General features: G+C 68.7%; 17 protein-coding genes and 1 riboswitch. Of the genes, 7 read left to right on the top strand and 10 right to left on the bottom strand.

Annotated features, from left to right (window positions below):
• The first annotated feature begins 6 nt into the window (after positions 1-6).
• A complete protein-coding gene (locus YS110_17595) occupies positions 7-1116 on the top strand; it encodes an anhydro-N-acetylmuramic acid kinase (GenBank protein ID UJB66440.1) in 1110 nt (369 codons plus the stop codon).
• Here YS110_17595 and mdtD read toward each other — a convergent pair.
• The 5 genes from mdtD to YS110_17570 form a co-directional block, all read right to left on the bottom strand.
• Positions 1104-2507 (bottom strand): multidrug transporter subunit MdtD, encoded by a 1404-nt coding sequence (gene mdtD, locus YS110_17590; protein ID UJB66439.1) that lies wholly within the window; start codon positions 2505-2507, stop codon positions 1104-1106. The genes YS110_17595 and mdtD overlap by 13 nt on opposite strands.
• 74 nt (positions 2508-2581) lie before the next feature.
• Positions 2582-2947, bottom strand: a complete 366-nt coding sequence (gene erpA, locus YS110_17585) for an iron-sulfur cluster insertion protein ErpA (protein ID UJB66438.1) — start codon at positions 2945-2947, stop codon at positions 2582-2584.
• Between the two features lie 158 nt (positions 2948-3105).
• The gene (gene rpsI / locus YS110_17580) at positions 3106-3498 is read right to left on the bottom strand and encodes a 30S ribosomal protein S9 (GenBank protein UJB66437.1); all 393 of its coding nucleotides are present in this window, start codon (positions 3496-3498) and stop codon (positions 3106-3108) included.
• A gap of 11 nt (positions 3499-3509) precedes the next feature.
• Positions 3510-3938, bottom strand: coding sequence for a 50S ribosomal protein L13 (gene rplM, locus YS110_17575; protein ID UJB66436.1), 429 nt, complete (start codon positions 3936-3938; stop codon positions 3510-3512).
• Positions 3939-4087: 149 nt separating this feature from the next.
• Positions 4088-5836, bottom strand: coding sequence for a serine/threonine protein kinase (locus tag YS110_17570; protein UJB66435.1), 1749 nt, complete (start codon positions 5834-5836; stop codon positions 4088-4090).
• A 79-nt stretch (positions 5837-5915) separates the two neighbouring features.
• On the opposite strand from YS110_17570, the gene YS110_17565 reads away from it, so the two are divergent.
• On the top strand, positions 5916-6791 hold the full coding sequence (locus YS110_17565; protein ID UJB66434.1) for a 23S rRNA (adenine(2030)-N(6))-methyltransferase RlmJ: 876 nt from the start codon (positions 5916-5918) through the stop codon (positions 6789-6791).
• On the opposite strand, the gene YS110_17560 is transcribed toward YS110_17565, so the two are convergent.
• From YS110_17560 to YS110_17540, 5 genes are all read right to left on the bottom strand, one after another.
• Positions 6788-7231, bottom strand: coding sequence for a septal ring lytic transglycosylase RlpA family protein (locus YS110_17560; protein ID UJB67504.1), 444 nt, complete (start codon positions 7229-7231; stop codon positions 6788-6790). The genes YS110_17565 and YS110_17560 overlap by 4 nt on opposite strands.
• A gap of 157 nt (positions 7232-7388) precedes the next feature.
• Positions 7389-7934, bottom strand: a complete 546-nt coding sequence (locus YS110_17555) for a hypothetical protein (GenBank protein UJB66433.1) — start codon at positions 7932-7934, stop codon at positions 7389-7391.
• A gap of 39 nt (positions 7935-7973) precedes the next feature.
• Positions 7974-8807, bottom strand: coding sequence for a methylenetetrahydrofolate reductase [NAD(P)H] (gene metF, locus YS110_17550; protein ID UJB66432.1), 834 nt, complete (start codon positions 8805-8807; stop codon positions 7974-7976).
• Complete coding sequence (locus YS110_17545) at positions 8804-9805, bottom strand: TlyA family RNA methyltransferase (protein ID UJB66431.1); 1002 nt, start codon at positions 9803-9805, stop codon at positions 8804-8806. Before YS110_17545 ends, metF begins: the two co-directional genes overlap by 4 nt.
• Before the next feature lie 114 nt (positions 9806-9919).
• Positions 9920-11326: an adenosylhomocysteinase gene (locus YS110_17540; GenBank protein UJB66430.1), complete on the bottom strand. Its 1407-nt coding sequence runs from the start codon at positions 11324-11326 to the stop codon at positions 9920-9922.
• 76 nt (positions 11327-11402) lie between these two features.
• Positions 11403-11484, bottom strand: a riboswitch (S-adenosyl-L-homocysteine riboswitch).
• A gap of 125 nt (positions 11485-11609) precedes the next feature.
• On the opposite strand from YS110_17540, the gene YS110_17535 reads away from it, so the two are divergent.
• Genes YS110_17535 through YS110_17515 form a run of 5 tightly spaced genes read left to right on the top strand, consistent with a single transcriptional unit; the run spans position 11610 to position 16045 of the window.
• Positions 11610-12026 carry a DUF2170 family protein gene (locus YS110_17535; GenBank protein ID UJB66429.1) on the top strand — a complete coding sequence of 139 codons (417 nt, stop codon included), beginning with the start codon at positions 11610-11612 and terminating at the stop codon, positions 12024-12026.
• A gap of 18 nt (positions 12027-12044) precedes the next feature.
• Complete coding sequence (locus YS110_17530; GenBank protein UJB66428.1) at positions 12045-12761, top strand: PspA/IM30 family protein; 717 nt, start codon at positions 12045-12047, stop codon at positions 12759-12761.
• Between the two features lie 17 nt (positions 12762-12778).
• Entirely contained in the window at positions 12779-13165 is a 387-nt protein-coding gene (locus YS110_17525) for a hypothetical protein (protein ID UJB66427.1), read from the top strand.
• Between the two features lie 48 nt (positions 13166-13213).
• On the top strand, positions 13214-13852 hold the full coding sequence (locus tag YS110_17520; protein ID UJB66426.1) for a ubiquinone biosynthesis protein: 639 nt from the start codon (positions 13214-13216) through the stop codon (positions 13850-13852).
• Positions 13853-13912: 60 nt separating this feature from the next.
• On the top strand, positions 13913-16045 hold the full coding sequence (locus tag YS110_17515; GenBank protein UJB66425.1) for a hypothetical protein: 2133 nt from the start codon (positions 13913-13915) through the stop codon (positions 16043-16045).
• The last annotated feature ends 81 nt before the right edge of the window (positions 16046-16126 follow it).

Below are 16126 nucleotides of genomic sequence, written 5' to 3'. Positions count from 1 at the left end.
GCCGCCGTGAGCGCGCTCTACATCGGCCTGATGTCGGGCACTTCGCTCGATGGCGTGGACGCCGTGCTGGCCGACTTCGCCACGCCCCCCGGGCGCGTGCTCGGCCACGTGGCGCTGCCTTTCGCGGCGCCGCTGCGCGCCGAACTGCTGGCCCTCAACAGCACGGGAGCCGACGAACTGCACCGCGCCGCCCTGGCGGCCAATGCGCTGGCCAGATGCTACGCCCAGGCCGTGCAAGCCCTGCTGCAGCAAACCGGCGTCCCGGCCCAGGCCGTGCGTGCCATCGGCGCCCACGGGCAGACGGTGCGCCACCGCCCGCAGGCCTTTGACGGCACGGGCTACACGCTGCAGCTCAACAACCCCGCCCTGCTGGCGGAACGCACCGGCATCACCACCGTGGCCGACTTCCGCAGCCGCGACGTGGCGGCGGGCGGCCAGGGCGCGCCGCTGGTGCCGGCGTTCCACTGGGGCCTGTTCGGCCAGCCGGGCCGCACGGCCTGCGTGCTCAACGTGGGCGGCATCGCCAACCTGAGCGTACTGGGCGCGGACGGCTCGGTGCTGGGCTTCGACTGCGGCCCCGGCAATGCCCTGATGGACCACTGGTGCCAGCAGCACCTGGGCCGCCCCTACGACGACGACGGCGCCTGGGCCGCCAGCGGGCAGGTGCTGCCCGCGCTGCTGCAGGCGCTCCAGGCGGAGCCGTTCCTGGCGCTGCCGCCGCCCAAGAGCACCGGGCGCGACCTGTTCCACCCCGAATGGCTGCAGCAACGGCTCCACGCCGCGCCCGCGGCGGACCCTGCGGACGTGCAGGCGACATTGGCCGAATTGACCTCCAGCGCTTGTGCAGCAAGCGCCACCAGCTACGGAAACGAGAGCAAACTACTGATCGTCTGCGGCGGCGGCGCGCACAACGGCCACCTGATGCGGCGCCTGGCGGCGCTGCTGCCCGGCTGGGCCGTGGAGTCGTCGGCGCGGCATGGCCTGCCGCCCCTGCAGGTGGAAGCGGCGGCGTTCGCCTGGCTGGCGCAGCGCTGCATGGACGGCCTGCCCGGCAACCTGCCGCGCGTCACAGGCGCCGCCGGCCCGCGCATCCTGGGCGCCATCTACCCCGCCTGAGCCCCTTCATCGGCAGGCAGGTCGGGCGAGAGCTGGGCGAAGATGCCCGCCGCCGCCATGGTCATCAGCCCCATGCAGGCGAAGGTGGCATGGAAGGCCGGCAGCGTCTGCCCCGGCGCACCGCCCCACAGCGCCGTGAAGGCCCCCAGCACCGCCCCGGCCGCCGCCACGCCCATGCCCATGGCCAGCATCTGCACCATCGAAAGCAGGCTGTTGCCGCTGCTGGCCATGCCGGGGGCCAGGTCCTTCAGGGTGACCGTGTTCATGGCCGTGAATTGCAGCGAATTCACCGCGCCGAACAACGCCAGCTGGGCCACGCGCAACGCCAGCGGATGCGCTGGCGACGTGAGGGCGAAACTGGCCATCACAACCCCCACCGCCAGGGTGTTGCCCACCAGCACGCGGCGGTAGCCCAGGCGGGTGATGAGCCACGTGGCCAGCGGCTTGGCCCCCATGCCGGCCACGGCCACGGGCAGCATCATCAGGCCGGCCTGCAGCGGCGAGTAGCCCATGCTCACCTGCAGCAGCAAGGGAATCAGGAACGGCATGCTGCCGCTGCCCAGCCGCGCGAACAGGTTGCCCAGCAGCCCGATGCGCAGCGACGGCTGCGCGAACAGCCGGGGTGAAAACAGCGGCTGCGGCACGCGCGCCGCGTGCAGCCAGTAGGCGGCCAGGCTGGCCAGGCCGAACACCATGAGCAGCAGCACCGCCGCCTGCCCCATGCCCAGGCTGGACAGGCCGTCGAGCCCCAGGGACAGCGCGACCATGCCAAAGGCCAGCAGGCCGTAGCCCGCGGCATCGAAGCGGCCCGCGGCGGCGCCCTGCACTTTCGGCATGAAGCGCAGCGTGGCCATGCAGCCGGCCAGCCCGACGGGGACGTTGATGAGAAAGATCCAGTGCCAGGACGCCGTCTCGACCAGCCAGCCGCCCAGCGTCGGGCCGATGAGCGGCCCGACCAGGCCGGGAATGGTCACGAAGCCCATGGCGTGCAGGAACTGGTCGCGCGGGAAAGTGCGCAGCACCACCAGGCGACCGACCGGCAGCAGCAGGGCCCCGCCCCAGCCCTGCAGCACCCGCGCGGCCACCAGCAGGTCCAGGCGCGGCGACAGGGCGCACAGGACCGAGCCGAGCACGAAGGCGCTGATGGCCCCCAGGTAGACGCGGCGCGGCCCGAAGCGGTCGGCCATCCACCCCGATGCGGGGATCAGCATGGCCATGGCCAGCGAATACGCCACCACCACCGACTGCATGCGCAGCGGACTCTCGCCCAGGCTCTGCGCCATGGCGGGCAGCGCCGTGTTGACGATGGTGGCGTCCAGCGTCTGCATGAAGAAGCCCACGGCCACGAGCCACAGCAGGGGCATGCGGGAACGCTCGATTCCGGTGGGCATGGGTGGGCGTGACCTCAAAAAAAAGCCGCCCTGGCGGGGCGGCACGCTGCGGCCTGGAATGCCAGGGGCCGTGGTCAGACCGAGAAGCTTGAGCCGCAGCCGCAGGTGGTCTCGGCATTGGGGTTCTTGATGACGAACTGCGCGCCTTGCAGATCTTCCTTGTAGTCGATCTCGGCGCCCACGAGGTACTGGTAGCTCATGGCGTCGATGAGCAGCGACACGCCGTTCTTGGTCATGGTCGTGTCGTCGTCGTTGGTGATTTCGTCGAACGTGAAGCCGTACTGGAAGCCCGAGCAGCCGCCGCCCTGCACGAACACGCGCAGCTTCAGGTCGGGGTTGCCCTCCTCGGCGATCAGATCCGCCACCTTGGCCGCGGCGCTGTCGGTGAAATGGATGGGGGCGGGCATATCGGTAGTGACGTTTTCGGCGACGGCGCTCATGGATCTCTCCGGTTTTCTAGATTGCGGAAATGCTACTGCAATCCGCTCGGGAATTCAGGCAGGGCCAGCCTTGCCGGTCATGCCGATGGGGGCTTTCCATGCCCCAACAAAAGACAAAGCCACCCGAAGGTGGCTTTGTCGCAGACAACTCGCGCGGATCAGCGCTTGGAGAACTGCTTGGCGCGGCGGGCGGAGTGCAAGCCGACCTTCTTACGCTCGACTTCACGGGCATCGCGGGTCACGAAGCCGGCGGCGCTCAGCGTGGGCTTGAGGGTCGCGTCGTAGTCGATCAGGGCGCGGGTGATGCCGTGGCGGGTGGCACCGGCCTGGCCGGATTCACCGCCGCCGTGCACGTTGACCTGGATGTCGAAGGTCTCGACATGGTTGGTCAGCACGAGCGGCTGCTTGGCGATCATGATGGAGGTCTCGCGGCCGAAATACTGCTGAATGTCCTTGCCATTCACAGTGATCTTGCCGGAGCCTTTCTTCAGAAACACGCGGGCGACGCTGGACTTGCGACGGCCGGTGCCATTGTTCCATTCACCAATCATCTCAAGACTCCTTAGATTTCCAGCGCCTTGGGCTGCTGTGCGGTGTGGGGATGCTCTGCACCGCCGTACACCTTGAGTTTCTTGATCATGGCGTAGCCGAGGGGGCCCTTGGGCAGCATGCCCTTGACGGCCTTCTCCAGCGCACGGCCGGGATGCTTGGCTTGCAGGTCGCGAAAGTTCGTGGCCGTGATGCCGCCGGGATAGCCGGAGTGACGGTAGTACACCTTGTCCAGGGACTTGGTGCCGGTCACCTTGAGCTTGGAGGCGTTGACGACGACGATGAAGTCACCGGTGTCGACGTGAGGCGTGTAGATGGCTTTGTGTTTTCCGCGCAGACGCAGGGCCACTTCGCTGGCGACCCGGCCGAGCACCTTGTCGGTGGCGTCAATCACAAACCACTCATGCACGACCTCAGCGGGCTTTGCGCTGAAAGTAGTCATGGTTTTCTCTTGGTTGAGAGGGAGGGAAGGCCCTTTTCCACGGTCGGTGCTCCTCTTGCGGGAGCCTCTTAGGTGGGTTCGAAGCTTCGCCGCGGGACCCTATGAAAACGCTGCGAAGCCCGCCATTATACGAAAAGCCAGGCAGACCCTCAAGGGCTCATGCTTTGGCGGCGGGCATCGGCCTCGTAGCGGCGCCGCGCCTCGACGCACACGGGGTGGCTGGCCAGCGCCGGTTTCTGGCATTCGTTGTGGATGCACATGGGCCGGGTCAGGAAGTTGGCGTCGGCGCAGGCCTCCTCGGGGCCGCGCGGCGGCGCAGCCGGCTTCGGCGCCGGAGCGGGCACCGGCGCTGGCGTCTCGGGTGCCGGCGCAGGCTGAGGCACCGGCACCGGCACCGGCGCAGCGGCCGCAGGCCGCGCAGCACTGCGGTGCGGCGCCTGGCGTGCAGCCGGCGCGGGAATGGCCACGGGGGCGGGAGCCGGCTCGTACTCCTCGATGATCTCCTCGACGGGATCAGACGCCGCAGGAATCGGCATCTCAGCCGCCCGGCCGGGCAGTCCGGCCGGTTTGGCCGCCTCCGCGACGAGCCCATCCGGCGACACGGCGGCCATGGGCCGCAAACCCCACCACCCGGCCAGGGCCAGGCCGGCCACGGCCACCGCGCCCCAGACCTGACGCCGGGCACGCGAGCGCTGCGCCGCGATGCGCGGACGCGGCGCGGGCACGGTTTCCGCCACGAAGACCGTATCGCCATGGCCGCCGGACTCCACGGGCGACACCACGGCACGGTCCATGGCGCCGAAATCCAGATCGACCGCAGCCTCGCCCGCGCGGGGCTCCATGAGCCGGGTGGGCAGGTCGGCATCGGCCGCGGCCTCCTGCGCCGACTCCGGCGAGGGCTCCCAGGCGGAGCCCAGCTCGGCCTTCCAGTCGAAATGCGCCTGCCCCTCGGGCGGTCCCGGCATTTCCATGCGCGCCAGGAAGGCGTCGATGCTCTGCGGGCGCTTCTCGGGCTGCACTTCGAGCGCCTGGGAGATGGCAGCCACGAAGGCGTCGGAATATTCCACGCCGAACTGGCGCTTCACGGTCCTGGCAACGCGCGCGAAACGCACCATCCGGTCGCGGATGGCGCGCAGCGTGGCGGGCAGCGGCGTGTCGTTGCAGATGCAGCCATGCACCACGGCCGCCAGGGCGTACAGGTCGCTCCACGGCCCCTGGGGCAGCGGCGCCTCGCCGCTTTCCTGGGTGTATTGCTCGATGGGCGCGTAATTGACCTTGAGGATCGCCGTGAGCTGTGCCTCGGGCGCCGAGATCGCGTGGCGCGCAGCGCCCAGATCGAGCAGCACCGGGGGCCCGGCATCCTGCAGGAAGATGTTGTCGGGCGAGATGTCGCGGTGCAGCGTGTCGTTCTCGTGCAGCACCCGCAGCGCGTCCAGCACGGCCCAGAGCAGCTTGCGCAGCCAGGCCTCGGGCGGCGGCTTGCGCATGAAGGCGCGCGCCTGCTTCAGGGTCATGCCCTGGTACAGCGGCATCACCATGTAGGCGGTGTTGTTGGCCTCCCAGAAACGGAACACCTTGACCAGCGACGGATGGTCGAACTGCGCCAGCAGCCGCGCCTCCTCGACGAACGAGGCGAGCCCGGCCTGGAACGTCTGCAGATCGGTGGAGGTGCGCACCGACAGCTGCTGCCCCTGCGCGCGCGCGGCCAGCGCCGCGGGCATGTACTCCTTGATGGCGACATGGCGGTGCAGCGAGTGGTCGAACGCCTTGTAGACCATGCCGAACCCGCCCACGCCCAGCAGAGCCAGGATCTCGAACTCCCCCAGGCGCGCACCCACGGGCAAGGCGTCGACATGGTCAACGCTGACGGCAGGGGCGGCGGCAAGGGAAGCTGTCATCGATACGGCAGAGGCAAAGGCGCAGGATGCTGCGGCGCGGCATAGATTGTGGCCTACCCGGCGCCGCTACCATAGGCCCATGTTCAGTTATCGCCACGCCTTCCATGCAGGCAACCATGCCGACGTGCTCAAACACACGGTTCTGGTTGCAGTTTTGCAACATTTGATACAAAAAGACGCGGCGCTCACCGTGCTGGACACCCACGCGGGCGCGGGGCTGTACCGGCTCGACGGCGACTACGCGCACGCCAGCGGCGAGGCGGCGGACGGCTTCCTGCGCCTGGCGCAGGCGCCCGGCCTGGCACCCGCGCTGCAGGACTATGTCGATCTGGTGCGCTCGTTCAATGCCTCGCCCGCCAGCACGAAAATCTACCCCGGCTCGCCCTTCATCGCCCAGCGCCTGCTGCGCGGCCACGACCGGCTCAAGCTGTTCGAACTGCACCCCACGGACCACCGCCTGCTCGCGGGCAACGTGGCGCAGCTCGAGGCCGGGCGCCAGGTGGCCATCCTGCTCGAGGACGGCTTCGAGGGCCTGAAGAAATTCCTGCCGCCACCGGCCCGCAGGGCCTTGGTGCTGTGCGATCCCAGCTATGAAATCAAGAGCGACTATGGCCGCGTGGTGGACATGGTGGACGACGCGCTGCGGCGCTTCGCCACCGGCACCTACGCCGTCTGGTACCCGATCATCGCGCGCCAGGAAGCCCACGACCTGCCACGCCGCCTCAAGCAGCTGGCCACCAAGGCCGGCAAGGGCTGGCTGCACGCCACGCTGACGGTCAAGTCCGGCAAGACGGCACCGCTGGCGGAGAAGCGCCCGGGCCTGCCCGCCAGCGGCATGTTCCTCATCAACCCGCCCTACACCCTGCACGGCGCGCTGAAGGAGGCCCTGCCGCAGCTGCAGCAGTTGCTGGCGCAGGACCGCCACGCCGCCCACAGCCTCGAAGCCGCGGGCTAATCCCCGTCCGCCTCGGCGTCCTCTTCCGGCTCCGGCGGAGGGCCGTCCTGGCACAGGTCGGCGGCATCGTCCATGGTGGCGAGCGAGACCTGCTTGATGCCCAGGCCCTTGCTGCCCAGCTTCTCTGCCGCGGCCATGCTCAGGTCGATCACGCGCCCGGGATGGAAGGGGCCCCGGTCGTTGATGCGCACCTCCACGGCGCGCCCCGTGAGCAGGCTGCGCACGCACACGCGGGTGCCGAAGGGCAAGGTACGGTGCGCCGCCGTCAAGGCGCGCATGTCGAAGCGCTCGCCGCTGGCCGTGCGGCGGCGGTGAAAGCGCGCGCCATACCAGGAGGCCCCGCCGCGCTCGGTTTCGCGCAGCTCGTAGGGGTTGCCCGCGGGCAGTTCCGGCGCCTCCTCGTCCTCGGGCGCCACGGCGCCGGGGGGATCGAGCAGCATGGCCTCGCCCGGCACCGTCAGGACGAAGGGCGCGAAATCCTCGCTCTTGGGGTTGAGCCCCTCGCTGGCCCAGGCGCCGCCGGTGGCGATGGCGCCGCAGGCCAGCCATGCCAGGACGGCGGCGCGCACGCCCCAGCGCCGGCGCGCGCCCCGCGCATCAGCGGCGGCAGCGCGCAGCCACGTTGTCTTCAAAACGCCGCAGATCATTCATTTCACCCGCCGACAGGTCCGTGCGCGCCTTCTTGGCCGCCAGGATGCGGTAGGACTCCGCGCACTGGGCCGATTGCTCGGCATTCTGCTGGCGCCCGACTTCCGTTTCCTGGCGGCTGGCCAGCACACCGGCGCGCTGCTCCTTGTACTGCGCATCGGCCTGCCGGCGCGCGTCGCGCCGGTCGTCGTACCTGGCGCGGCGCGCATCGTTGCGCTGGTCGTAGTAGCGCTGGCGGGCATCCTGCTCTTCTTCCTCGCAATCGCGGCGGTACTCGCGCCGCATGCCTTCCACGACCTCGTGCGACGACGGCAGGGTGCGGGCGCGCAGGGCGTTGTACAGGTCGCGGCAGCGCCCGCCCATGAACTGCACGTGCGGCGGCTCCTCGGGCGGCGGGGTGTAGCCGCGCCCGTAGTACTGGGCCGATGCGGACGCGGCGGCAAATGCGCCCGACAGGGACAAGGCAAGCAAGGCGACGATCCGTACGGCTTTCATGGCGGCAACACGGCAATGCGGAAAAAAAGACGCGCGATATTACCCAATCAGCCCGAGGCGCTGGCACAGCGCCTGGGTGGCCGCGCTCTGGTTCATGGTGTAGAAGTGCAGGCCCGGCGCGCCGGCGCGGCGCAGTTGCTCGCACAGCTGCGCCACCACGTCCATGCCGAAGGCGCGGATGCTGGCCGTGTCATCGCCAAAGCCCTGCAGGCGCAGGCGGATCCAGCGCGGGATCTCGGCGCCGCAGGCGTCGGAAAAGCGCATCAGCTGGGTCGAACCCATGATGGGCATGATGCCCGGCACCACGGGCACGTCGAGCCCCAGGCGGCGCGCGTCCTCGACGAAGCGGCTGTAGGCGTCGGCGTTGAAGAAGTACTGGGTGATGGCCGAATCGGCCCCCGCGCGCACCTTGGCGGCGAAGGCCTGCAGGTCGGCCTCGGGCGAGCGCGCCTGCGGGTGCACTTCGGGGTAGGCCGCCACTTCGATATGGAAGTCGCGCCCAGTCTCGGCGCGGATGAAGGCCACCAGGTCGCTGGCGTACTGGAACTCGCCGCCCATGCCGTAGCCGCTGGGCAGGTCGCCGCGCAGCGCCACCAGGCGCTTGACGCCCATGGCCTTGAGCTCGGCGAGCTGCGCGCGCACGCTGGCGCGCGTGGCGCCGATGCACGAGAAATGCGACGCGGCGTCCGCGCCTTCGGCCAGGATGGCGCGCACGGTGGCAAACGTGCCCTCCTGCGTGGAGCCGCCCGCGCCATAGGTGACGGAGCAGAACTGCGGGCGCAGCGCGTACAGCTGCTGGCGCACGGCGCGCAGCTTCTCGGCGCCCTCGGGCGTCTTGGGCGGGAAGAATTCGAAACTGATGGGCAGGCTCATGCCGACCTCCTGGCGTGAATGAAGAACTCGCGGTTGCCGTCGCCGCCTTCGATGGCGCTGCCGTGCCAGCCCAGCACCTGCAGGCCCAGCTGCGCGCAGCAGTCGCGCAGGCGCTGCTCGACCACGGGGAACAGCGCGGCGTCGCGCACGATGCCGCCCTTGCCCACCTGGCCCGGCTGCAGCTCGAACTGCGGCTTGGCCAGCAGCAGCAGTTGGCCCTGCGGCGCCAGCAGCGGCACCAGCGCGGGCAGCACCAGCGTGAGCGAGATGAAGGACAGGTCGCCCGTGACCAGGTCGAACGCGGCGGGAATGGCCACGCCCTCGCGCCCGGCGCGGCGCTGGCGCACGGTGGCCACGTGGCCGGCGGCGCGCGCCTGGGCCTTGGCGGCGCGCTCGGCCTTGAAGGCTTCGACGTCGTGCTCCTTGGCGTCGTCGCTGTCGTCGTAGGCTTCATCGACCACGCCGCCGTTGCGCATCCAGGCGTAGGGCGCCACGGGCTGGGTGTCGTTGTCCTCGGGCTCGGCCTCGATGCGCTCGCACAGCGCTTCCTCGCAGGCTTCGCGCAGGGCCTCGGGCGTCATGTGGCGGGCGTTCAGCCCTTCCACGCCGATCACGCGCGCGTCGCCGCGCAGGCGCTCGTGCAGTTGGCCCTGGCCCACGTCCACACCCACCACCTGGGCCGCGCCGTGCGCGAGCAGGCAGTCGGTGAAGCCGCCCGTGCTCTGGCCCACGTCGAGGCAGCACAGGCCGTCCACGCGCAGGCCGGCCGCGGCCAGCGCGCCTTCGAGCTTGAGGCCGCCGCGCGAGAGGTACTTGGCCTCGGCGGCGTCGAGCAATTGCACCTCGGCGCCAGCGGGAATCTCATCGCCGTTCTTGGCCACGGCGTTCCACGGCAGCGTGGGCGCCAGGCGCCACTGCACGCCGGCGGCGATCAGGCGCTGGGCCTGGGAGCGGGTCGCGGCATGGCCGCCTTCCACCAGAAAAACATCGGCGCGCATGGCGCTGTCCTCTCTCGTTTTGATAGCTGGTTGCGCTTGCCCACAGCCATATTCAGGAACTTTTCATGCCGGAAGTGGCTACAGGCAAGCGCTGGCAGCTATGGTTTTTGAAGCTCAGTAGCGGTAGGTGTCGGCCTTGTACGGGCCTTCCTTCTTCACGCCGATGTAGGCGGCCTGCGCGTCGGTCAGCTCGGTGAGCTGGGCGCCGACCTTCTTCAGGTGCAGGCGCGCGACCTTTTCGTCGAGCACCTTGGGCAGCACGTAGACCTTGCCGGCCTGGTAGTCGCCCTGCTTGGTGAACAGCTCGATCTGCGCGATGGTCTGGTTGGCGAAGCTGCTGCTCATCACGAAGCTCGGGTGGCCGGTGGCGCAGCCGAGGTTGACCAGGCGGCCCTTGGCCAGCAGGGTGATGCGCTTGCCATCGGGGAAGATCACATGGTCCACCTGGGGCTTGACCTCTTCCCACTGGTACTTTTCGATCGACGCCACGTCGATCTCGTTGTCGAAGTGGCCGATGTTGCAGACGATGGATTCGTTCTTCATCGCCACCATGTGCTCGTGGCGGATCACGTCCTTGTTGCCGGTGGTGGTCACGAAGATGTCAGCCTTGTCGGCGGCGTACTCCATGGTCACGACCTTGAAGCCTTCCATCGCGGCCTGCAGCGCGTTGATGGGGTCGATCTCGGTCACCCACACCTGGGCGCGCAGGGCGGCCAGGGCCTGGGCGCAGCCCTTGCCCACGTCGCCGTAGCCGGCCACCAGGGCCACCTTGCCCGCGATCATCACGTCGGTGGCGCGCTTGATGCCGTCCACCAGCGACTCGCGGCAGCCGTAGAGGTTGTCGAACTTGCTCTTGGTGACGGAGTCGTTGACGTTGATGGCGCGGAACAGCAGCGTGCCCTTGGCGCTCATCTCGTTCAGGCGGTGCACGCCGGTGGTGGTCTCCTCGGTCACGCCGATGATCTCGGCGCTCATGCGCGTGTACCAGGTGGCGTCGTGCGCGAGCTTGGCCTGGATGGCGGCGAACAGGATGCGCTCTTCCTCGCTGCCGGGGTTGGCGAGCACCGAGGCGTCCTTCTCGGCGCGCTGGCCCAGGTGCATCAGCAGCGTGGCATCGCCGCCGTCGTCCAGGATCATGTTCGGGCCCTTGTTTCCGAACTCGAAGATGCGGTGCGTGTAGTCCCAGTAGTCCTGCAGCGACTCGCCCTTGATGGCGAACACCGGCGTGCCGCCGGCGGCGATAGCGGCGGCGGCATGGTCCTGCGTGGAGAAGATGTTGCACGAGGCCCAGCGCACGTCGGCGCCCAGGGCTTTCAGCGTCTCGATCAGCACGGCCGTCTGGATGGTCATGTGCAGCGAGCCGGTGATGCGCGCGCCCTTCAGGGGCTGGCTGGCGGCGAACTCCTCGCGGATGGCCATCAGGCCGGACATCTCGGTCTCGGCGATGGCGATTTCCTTGCGGCCCCAGGCGGCCAGGGAAATGTCGGCGATGGCGGTATCGGCGGGGGTTGCAGCACTCATGGTGTCGTCCTTCAAGAAAGTAGGAAAAACCACGCGCCTTGGCAGAGGGAAAAAGGAACTCACCGCACAAGACCAGCGTGGGCGAGCGTCGTTGCAGAAGTGGGATTCCGAGCCTCGCGCCCCGCCGTGCTGGGGGCGCTGCAACGCTCCTCGGAAAGCGGCAAATTATACCGGCCCGTCCGGCATGCATTTCGTGACATTTCATGTCGAAAAGCGCTTGACATGAAATGTCAGGCCTTCGACACTGGGGCCATCACTCACCAGCACAAACGGAGGGGTTCACATGACCGCGTTGCTTCGCCAGCTCAGTCACCTGGACACGCTGCTGTCGGCCCTGATGGGCGGCGCGGCCGTGCAATTGCAACCCATCACGGGCGAGGTGCCCGTGATCCAGGTCAGCATCGAGGGGCGCGAGGAGCTGCCCATCTTCGTGACCTGCTCCGACAACCAGGTCATCTGCCTGTGCTACCTCTGGACCGAGGCCGACGTGCAGCCCGCGCGCCGCGCCGCGCTGCACGAGGCGCTGCTGGACCTGAACCCTTCCGTGCCGCTGTCGTCCTTCGGCCGCGTCGATGGCCGCTACATGCTCACCGGCGCGCTGGCGCGCGGCGCCCGCGCCGAGGACGTGGCCCATGAAGTCGCCGTCCTGAGCGACAACGCGCTCGATGCGCTCGACGCGCTGGCCGATTACCTGCACTAACCCCACCAGGAGCCGAACATGACCGTCATCAAGAAACTCGTCACCCTGCTGCGCGGCAGCGCGCGCGAACTGGGCCAGAGCGTGGTGGACAACAACGCCACGCGCATCTACGAGCAGGAGATCGTCGATGCCCGCCACAGCATCGCCGAGGCCAAGACCGAACTCACCGCCGTGATGGCCAAGGAGATGCAGACGGCGCGCGACATCGAGCGCATCCAGGGCGAGATCCGCCGCCACGAGGACATGGCGATGCAGGCGCTGGACAAGGCCGAGGAGGGCCTGGCCGAGAAGGTGGCCGAGAAGGTGGCCGCGCTGGAGGGCGAGCTGCAGGCGCAGACCGCCGCGCACGCCGGCTTCGCCGTGCAGGTGGGCAAGCTCAAGGACCTGATCCGCGCGGCCGAGGCGCGCGTGCGCGAGCACGAGCGCGAGATCGGCATCGCCAAGACCACCGAGAGCGTGTACCGCGCCACGCAGAGCATCTCCGACAGCATGGGCGCCACGGGTTCGCGCCTGACCAGCGCGCGCGAGTCGCTGGAGCGCATCAAGAAGCGCCACGAGGACCTGGCCGACCGCATGGCCGCCGCCGAAACGCTGGACAAGGAATTCGGCCACCAGGCGCTGGAGCACGAGCTGGCCGCCGCCGGCATTGGCGACAGCGACAAGAGCCGCGCCGCCGCCGTGATGGCCCGGCTGCGCGCGCGCCGCACCAGCGGCGGCCCGGCCAACAACGGCTGACCTTCCGGAACCGCGCCATGACCCCGCCGCCGCGCAAGACCGCCCCCGGAGAGAAGCCCGCCCGCTGGCAGGGCACCGAAAGCGCCCTGCGCGCCGTGCAGGTGGCATTCGACGTGGAGCAGGCGGTGATGGAGGCCATCCGCATCGCCGCCTTCCACGAGAACGTCTCCACCTCCACGCAGATCCGCAAGGTGCTGGGCCTGCCCGTGGCCGCGCGCCCGCTGCGCCCGCGCCTCACGGTCACGCTGGACGAGTCGGACTACACACAGCTCGCCGCGCGCTACGGCCTGGCGCCCGACGACCGCCTGGGCATCAAGGAAGCGGCCACACGCGAGCTGATGGCGTTCACCGCGCCACCGCCGCCATCCCTCGGCCCGCCCGCGCGGCGCAAGAAAAAGGCCTGATCGCCCATCCCTTCCCGCCCCCCGTTCGCCACACAAAACGAAACACACATGCGCGAATTCCTCTCCGTCATCCTGGGTTTTCCCACCTTCGTGTTCAGCCTGCTGCTGGTGGTGGTGCTGGTGTACTGGCTGCTGGCCATCGCCGGCCTGGTGGACTTCGGCGAGAGCGACATCGACCTGGACATCGGCCAGCACGCCGACACGCCGGGCGACCACCTCGGCGCCATCGCCAGCTACGTGGTGGCGTTCGGCCTGTCGGGCGTGCCGTTCTCCATCGTCGTCTCGCTGCTGGTGGTGGTCGGCTGGACGCTGTCCACCTTCGCCAGCATCTGGCTGCTGGCCTGGGTGCCCACGCTGCCACTGCAGGTCGCGGCGGGCCTGGCGGTGCTGCTGGCCAGCGCGGCGCTGTCCCTGGTCATCACCGCGCGCCTGGTGCGCCCGCTGCGCGGCGCGTTCACCACGCGCTACGGGCTGCACAGCGCCGACCTGGTGGGCCAGCCCTGCCGCATCCTCACCGGCATCGTGGACGAAAAGCAGGGCCGCGCCGAAGTGGCCCAGCGCGGCGCGGGCATCAACATCCGCGTCTGGGCGCCCAGCCCCAACACATTGCGCCGCGGCAGCCAGGCGCTGGTCCTCGAATACGACGCCACAACGCACCGCTACCTGGTGCAGCCCCTCGACCCGTGAGCGCCGCGCCCACCACTTCTTTTTCTGCCTTTTCCCCCTTTTTTTAGCGAGCCGTCTGCCATGCAACTTTCGCCTTCGGTCATCACCTTCCTGGTCCTCGCCGGCATCGCCGTCGTGTTCATCTTCGGCCTGTTCGCGATGTTCGCGCGCTTCTACCACAAGGTGGAGCAGGGCCACGCGCTCATCATCAACCCCTTCCGGGGCGAGTCCAAGGTCACCTTCACCGGCGGGCTGGTGCTGCCCATCATCAACAAGGCCGAGCTGATGGACATCTCGATCAAGACCATCGAGATCGACCGCTCGGGCGACCAGGGCCTGATCTGCGCGGACAACATCCGCGCCGACATCAAGGTGAAGTTCTTCGTGCGCGTGAACCAGACCTCCGACGACGTGCTGCGCGTGGCGCAAGGCATCGGCTGCGCACGCGCGTCCAACCACGAGATCCTGGAAGACCTGTTCTCCGCCAAGTTCTCCGAGGCGCTCAAGACCGCTGGCAAGGCGCTGGACTTCGTGGACCTGTACCAGGCGCGCGACCGCTTCCGCGACAAGATCATCGAGCAGATCGGCGACGACCTCTCGGGCTACGTGCTGGAAGACGCCGCCATCGACTACCTGGAGCAGACGCCGCTGGCCAAGCTGGACACCAACAACATCCTGGACGCGCAGGGCATCAAGAAGATCACCGAGCTGACCGCTGTGGAGCACGTCGTCACCAACGAGCTGCGCCGCAACGAGGAAATGCAGATCAAGAAGAAGAACGTGGAAACGCAGGAAGCGCTGCTGGAGCTGGAGCGCCAGCAGGCCGACGCCACCGCCCGCCAAGCACGCGAAGTCGCCAGCGTGAAGGCCCGCGAAGAAGCCGAAACCGCCAAGGTGCGCGCCGAGGAACACACCCGCGCCGAAATGGCCCGCCTGCAATCCGACCAGCAACTGGCCGTGCAGAACGAGAACGTGCTGCGCGAGAAGGAAGTGGCCGAGAACAACCGCAAGCGCGCCGTCGTCATCGAGCAGGAGCGCGTGACCCGCGCGCAGGAGCTGGAAGTGGTGGCCCGCGAGAAGGAAGTGACGCTGCAGCGCATCGAGAAGGACAAGGCGGTAGAAGTGCAGAAGAAGGCCATCGCCGACGTAGTGCGCGAGCGCATCGTGGTCGAGCGCACCGTGGCCGAGCAGGAAGAAGCCATTAAGGAAGTGCGCGAAGTGGCCGAGGCCGACCGCACGCGCAAGGCCGTGGTGATTGGCGCGGAAGCGTCAGCCGAAGAGAAGGTCATCCTGGAAGTGAAGGCCGCCGAGGCGCAAGAACGCAAGGCGCGCCACAAGGCCGCCGAAGACCTGGTGCTGGCCGACGCCCGCCTGAAAGTGGCCGAGCGCGAGGCCGAAGCCAAGAAGCGCGAGGCCGAGGGCATTGAGGCCCTCACGGCCGCGCCTGGCCTCGCCGATGCCAAGGTGCAGGTCGCCACGGCCAGCGCCAAGCTCGCCACCATGGAGGCCGAAGCCACGGGCAAGGAGAAGGTCGGCCGCGCCGAGGCGCAGGTGATCGAAGCCCAGGCGCAGGCCGAGGCCGTGGGCCTGCGCGCCCGCATGGAGGCCGAAGCAGCCGGTAAAGAAAAGGTCGGCCAGGCCGAGGCGCTGGTGCGCACCGTGGATGCCGAAGCGCTCGCCAAGCTGGGCGATGCCGAGGCGCACAACATCGACGTGAAGTTCAACGCCGAGGCCCGCGGCCTCAAGGAAAAGTTCGAGGCCATGAAGGCCATGAGCACCGAGACCCGCGAGCACGAGGAATACCGCATGCGCCTGGAGCGCGCGCACCTCGAAACCTTGAAGCAGATCGAGGCGCAGCAGCACATCGCCAAGGAACAGGCCGAGGTGCTGGGTGTGGCGCTGAAGAACGCGCGCATCGACATCGTGGGCGGCCAGGGGGACTACTTCGACAGCTTCGTGCGCGCGCTGTCGGTGGGCAAGGGCATCGACGCGGCGGTGAACAAGAGCGATACCTTGCAGGTGGCGTTCAAGGAGCAGTTGGCGGGCGAGCGCGACGTGGTGGAAGACCTCAAGGGCGTGCTGGGCGCCGCCGGGCAGTCGGCGGGGGAGTTGCAGAACCTGAGTGTTTCGGCCCTGATTGCGCGGGTGATGCAGAACGGGACGGACAGCCAGAAGCAGGCGCTGCAGCAACTGGCGCAGAGCTTTCGCAAATAAAACGATAGCTGGCAGCGCTTGATATACAAGGGTTTCATGTGGTTTTCTATTTGAAACCCAATGGAATCAAGCGCCAGAAGC

The sequence above is a fragment of the Acidovorax sp. YS12 genome, assembly GCA_021496925.1.
GTDB lineage: Bacteria > Pseudomonadota > Gammaproteobacteria > Burkholderiales > Burkholderiaceae_C > Paenacidovorax.
The sequence above is the reverse complement of the archived record's forward strand: the minus strand, read 5'-3'. Positions and strand labels throughout refer to the sequence as shown.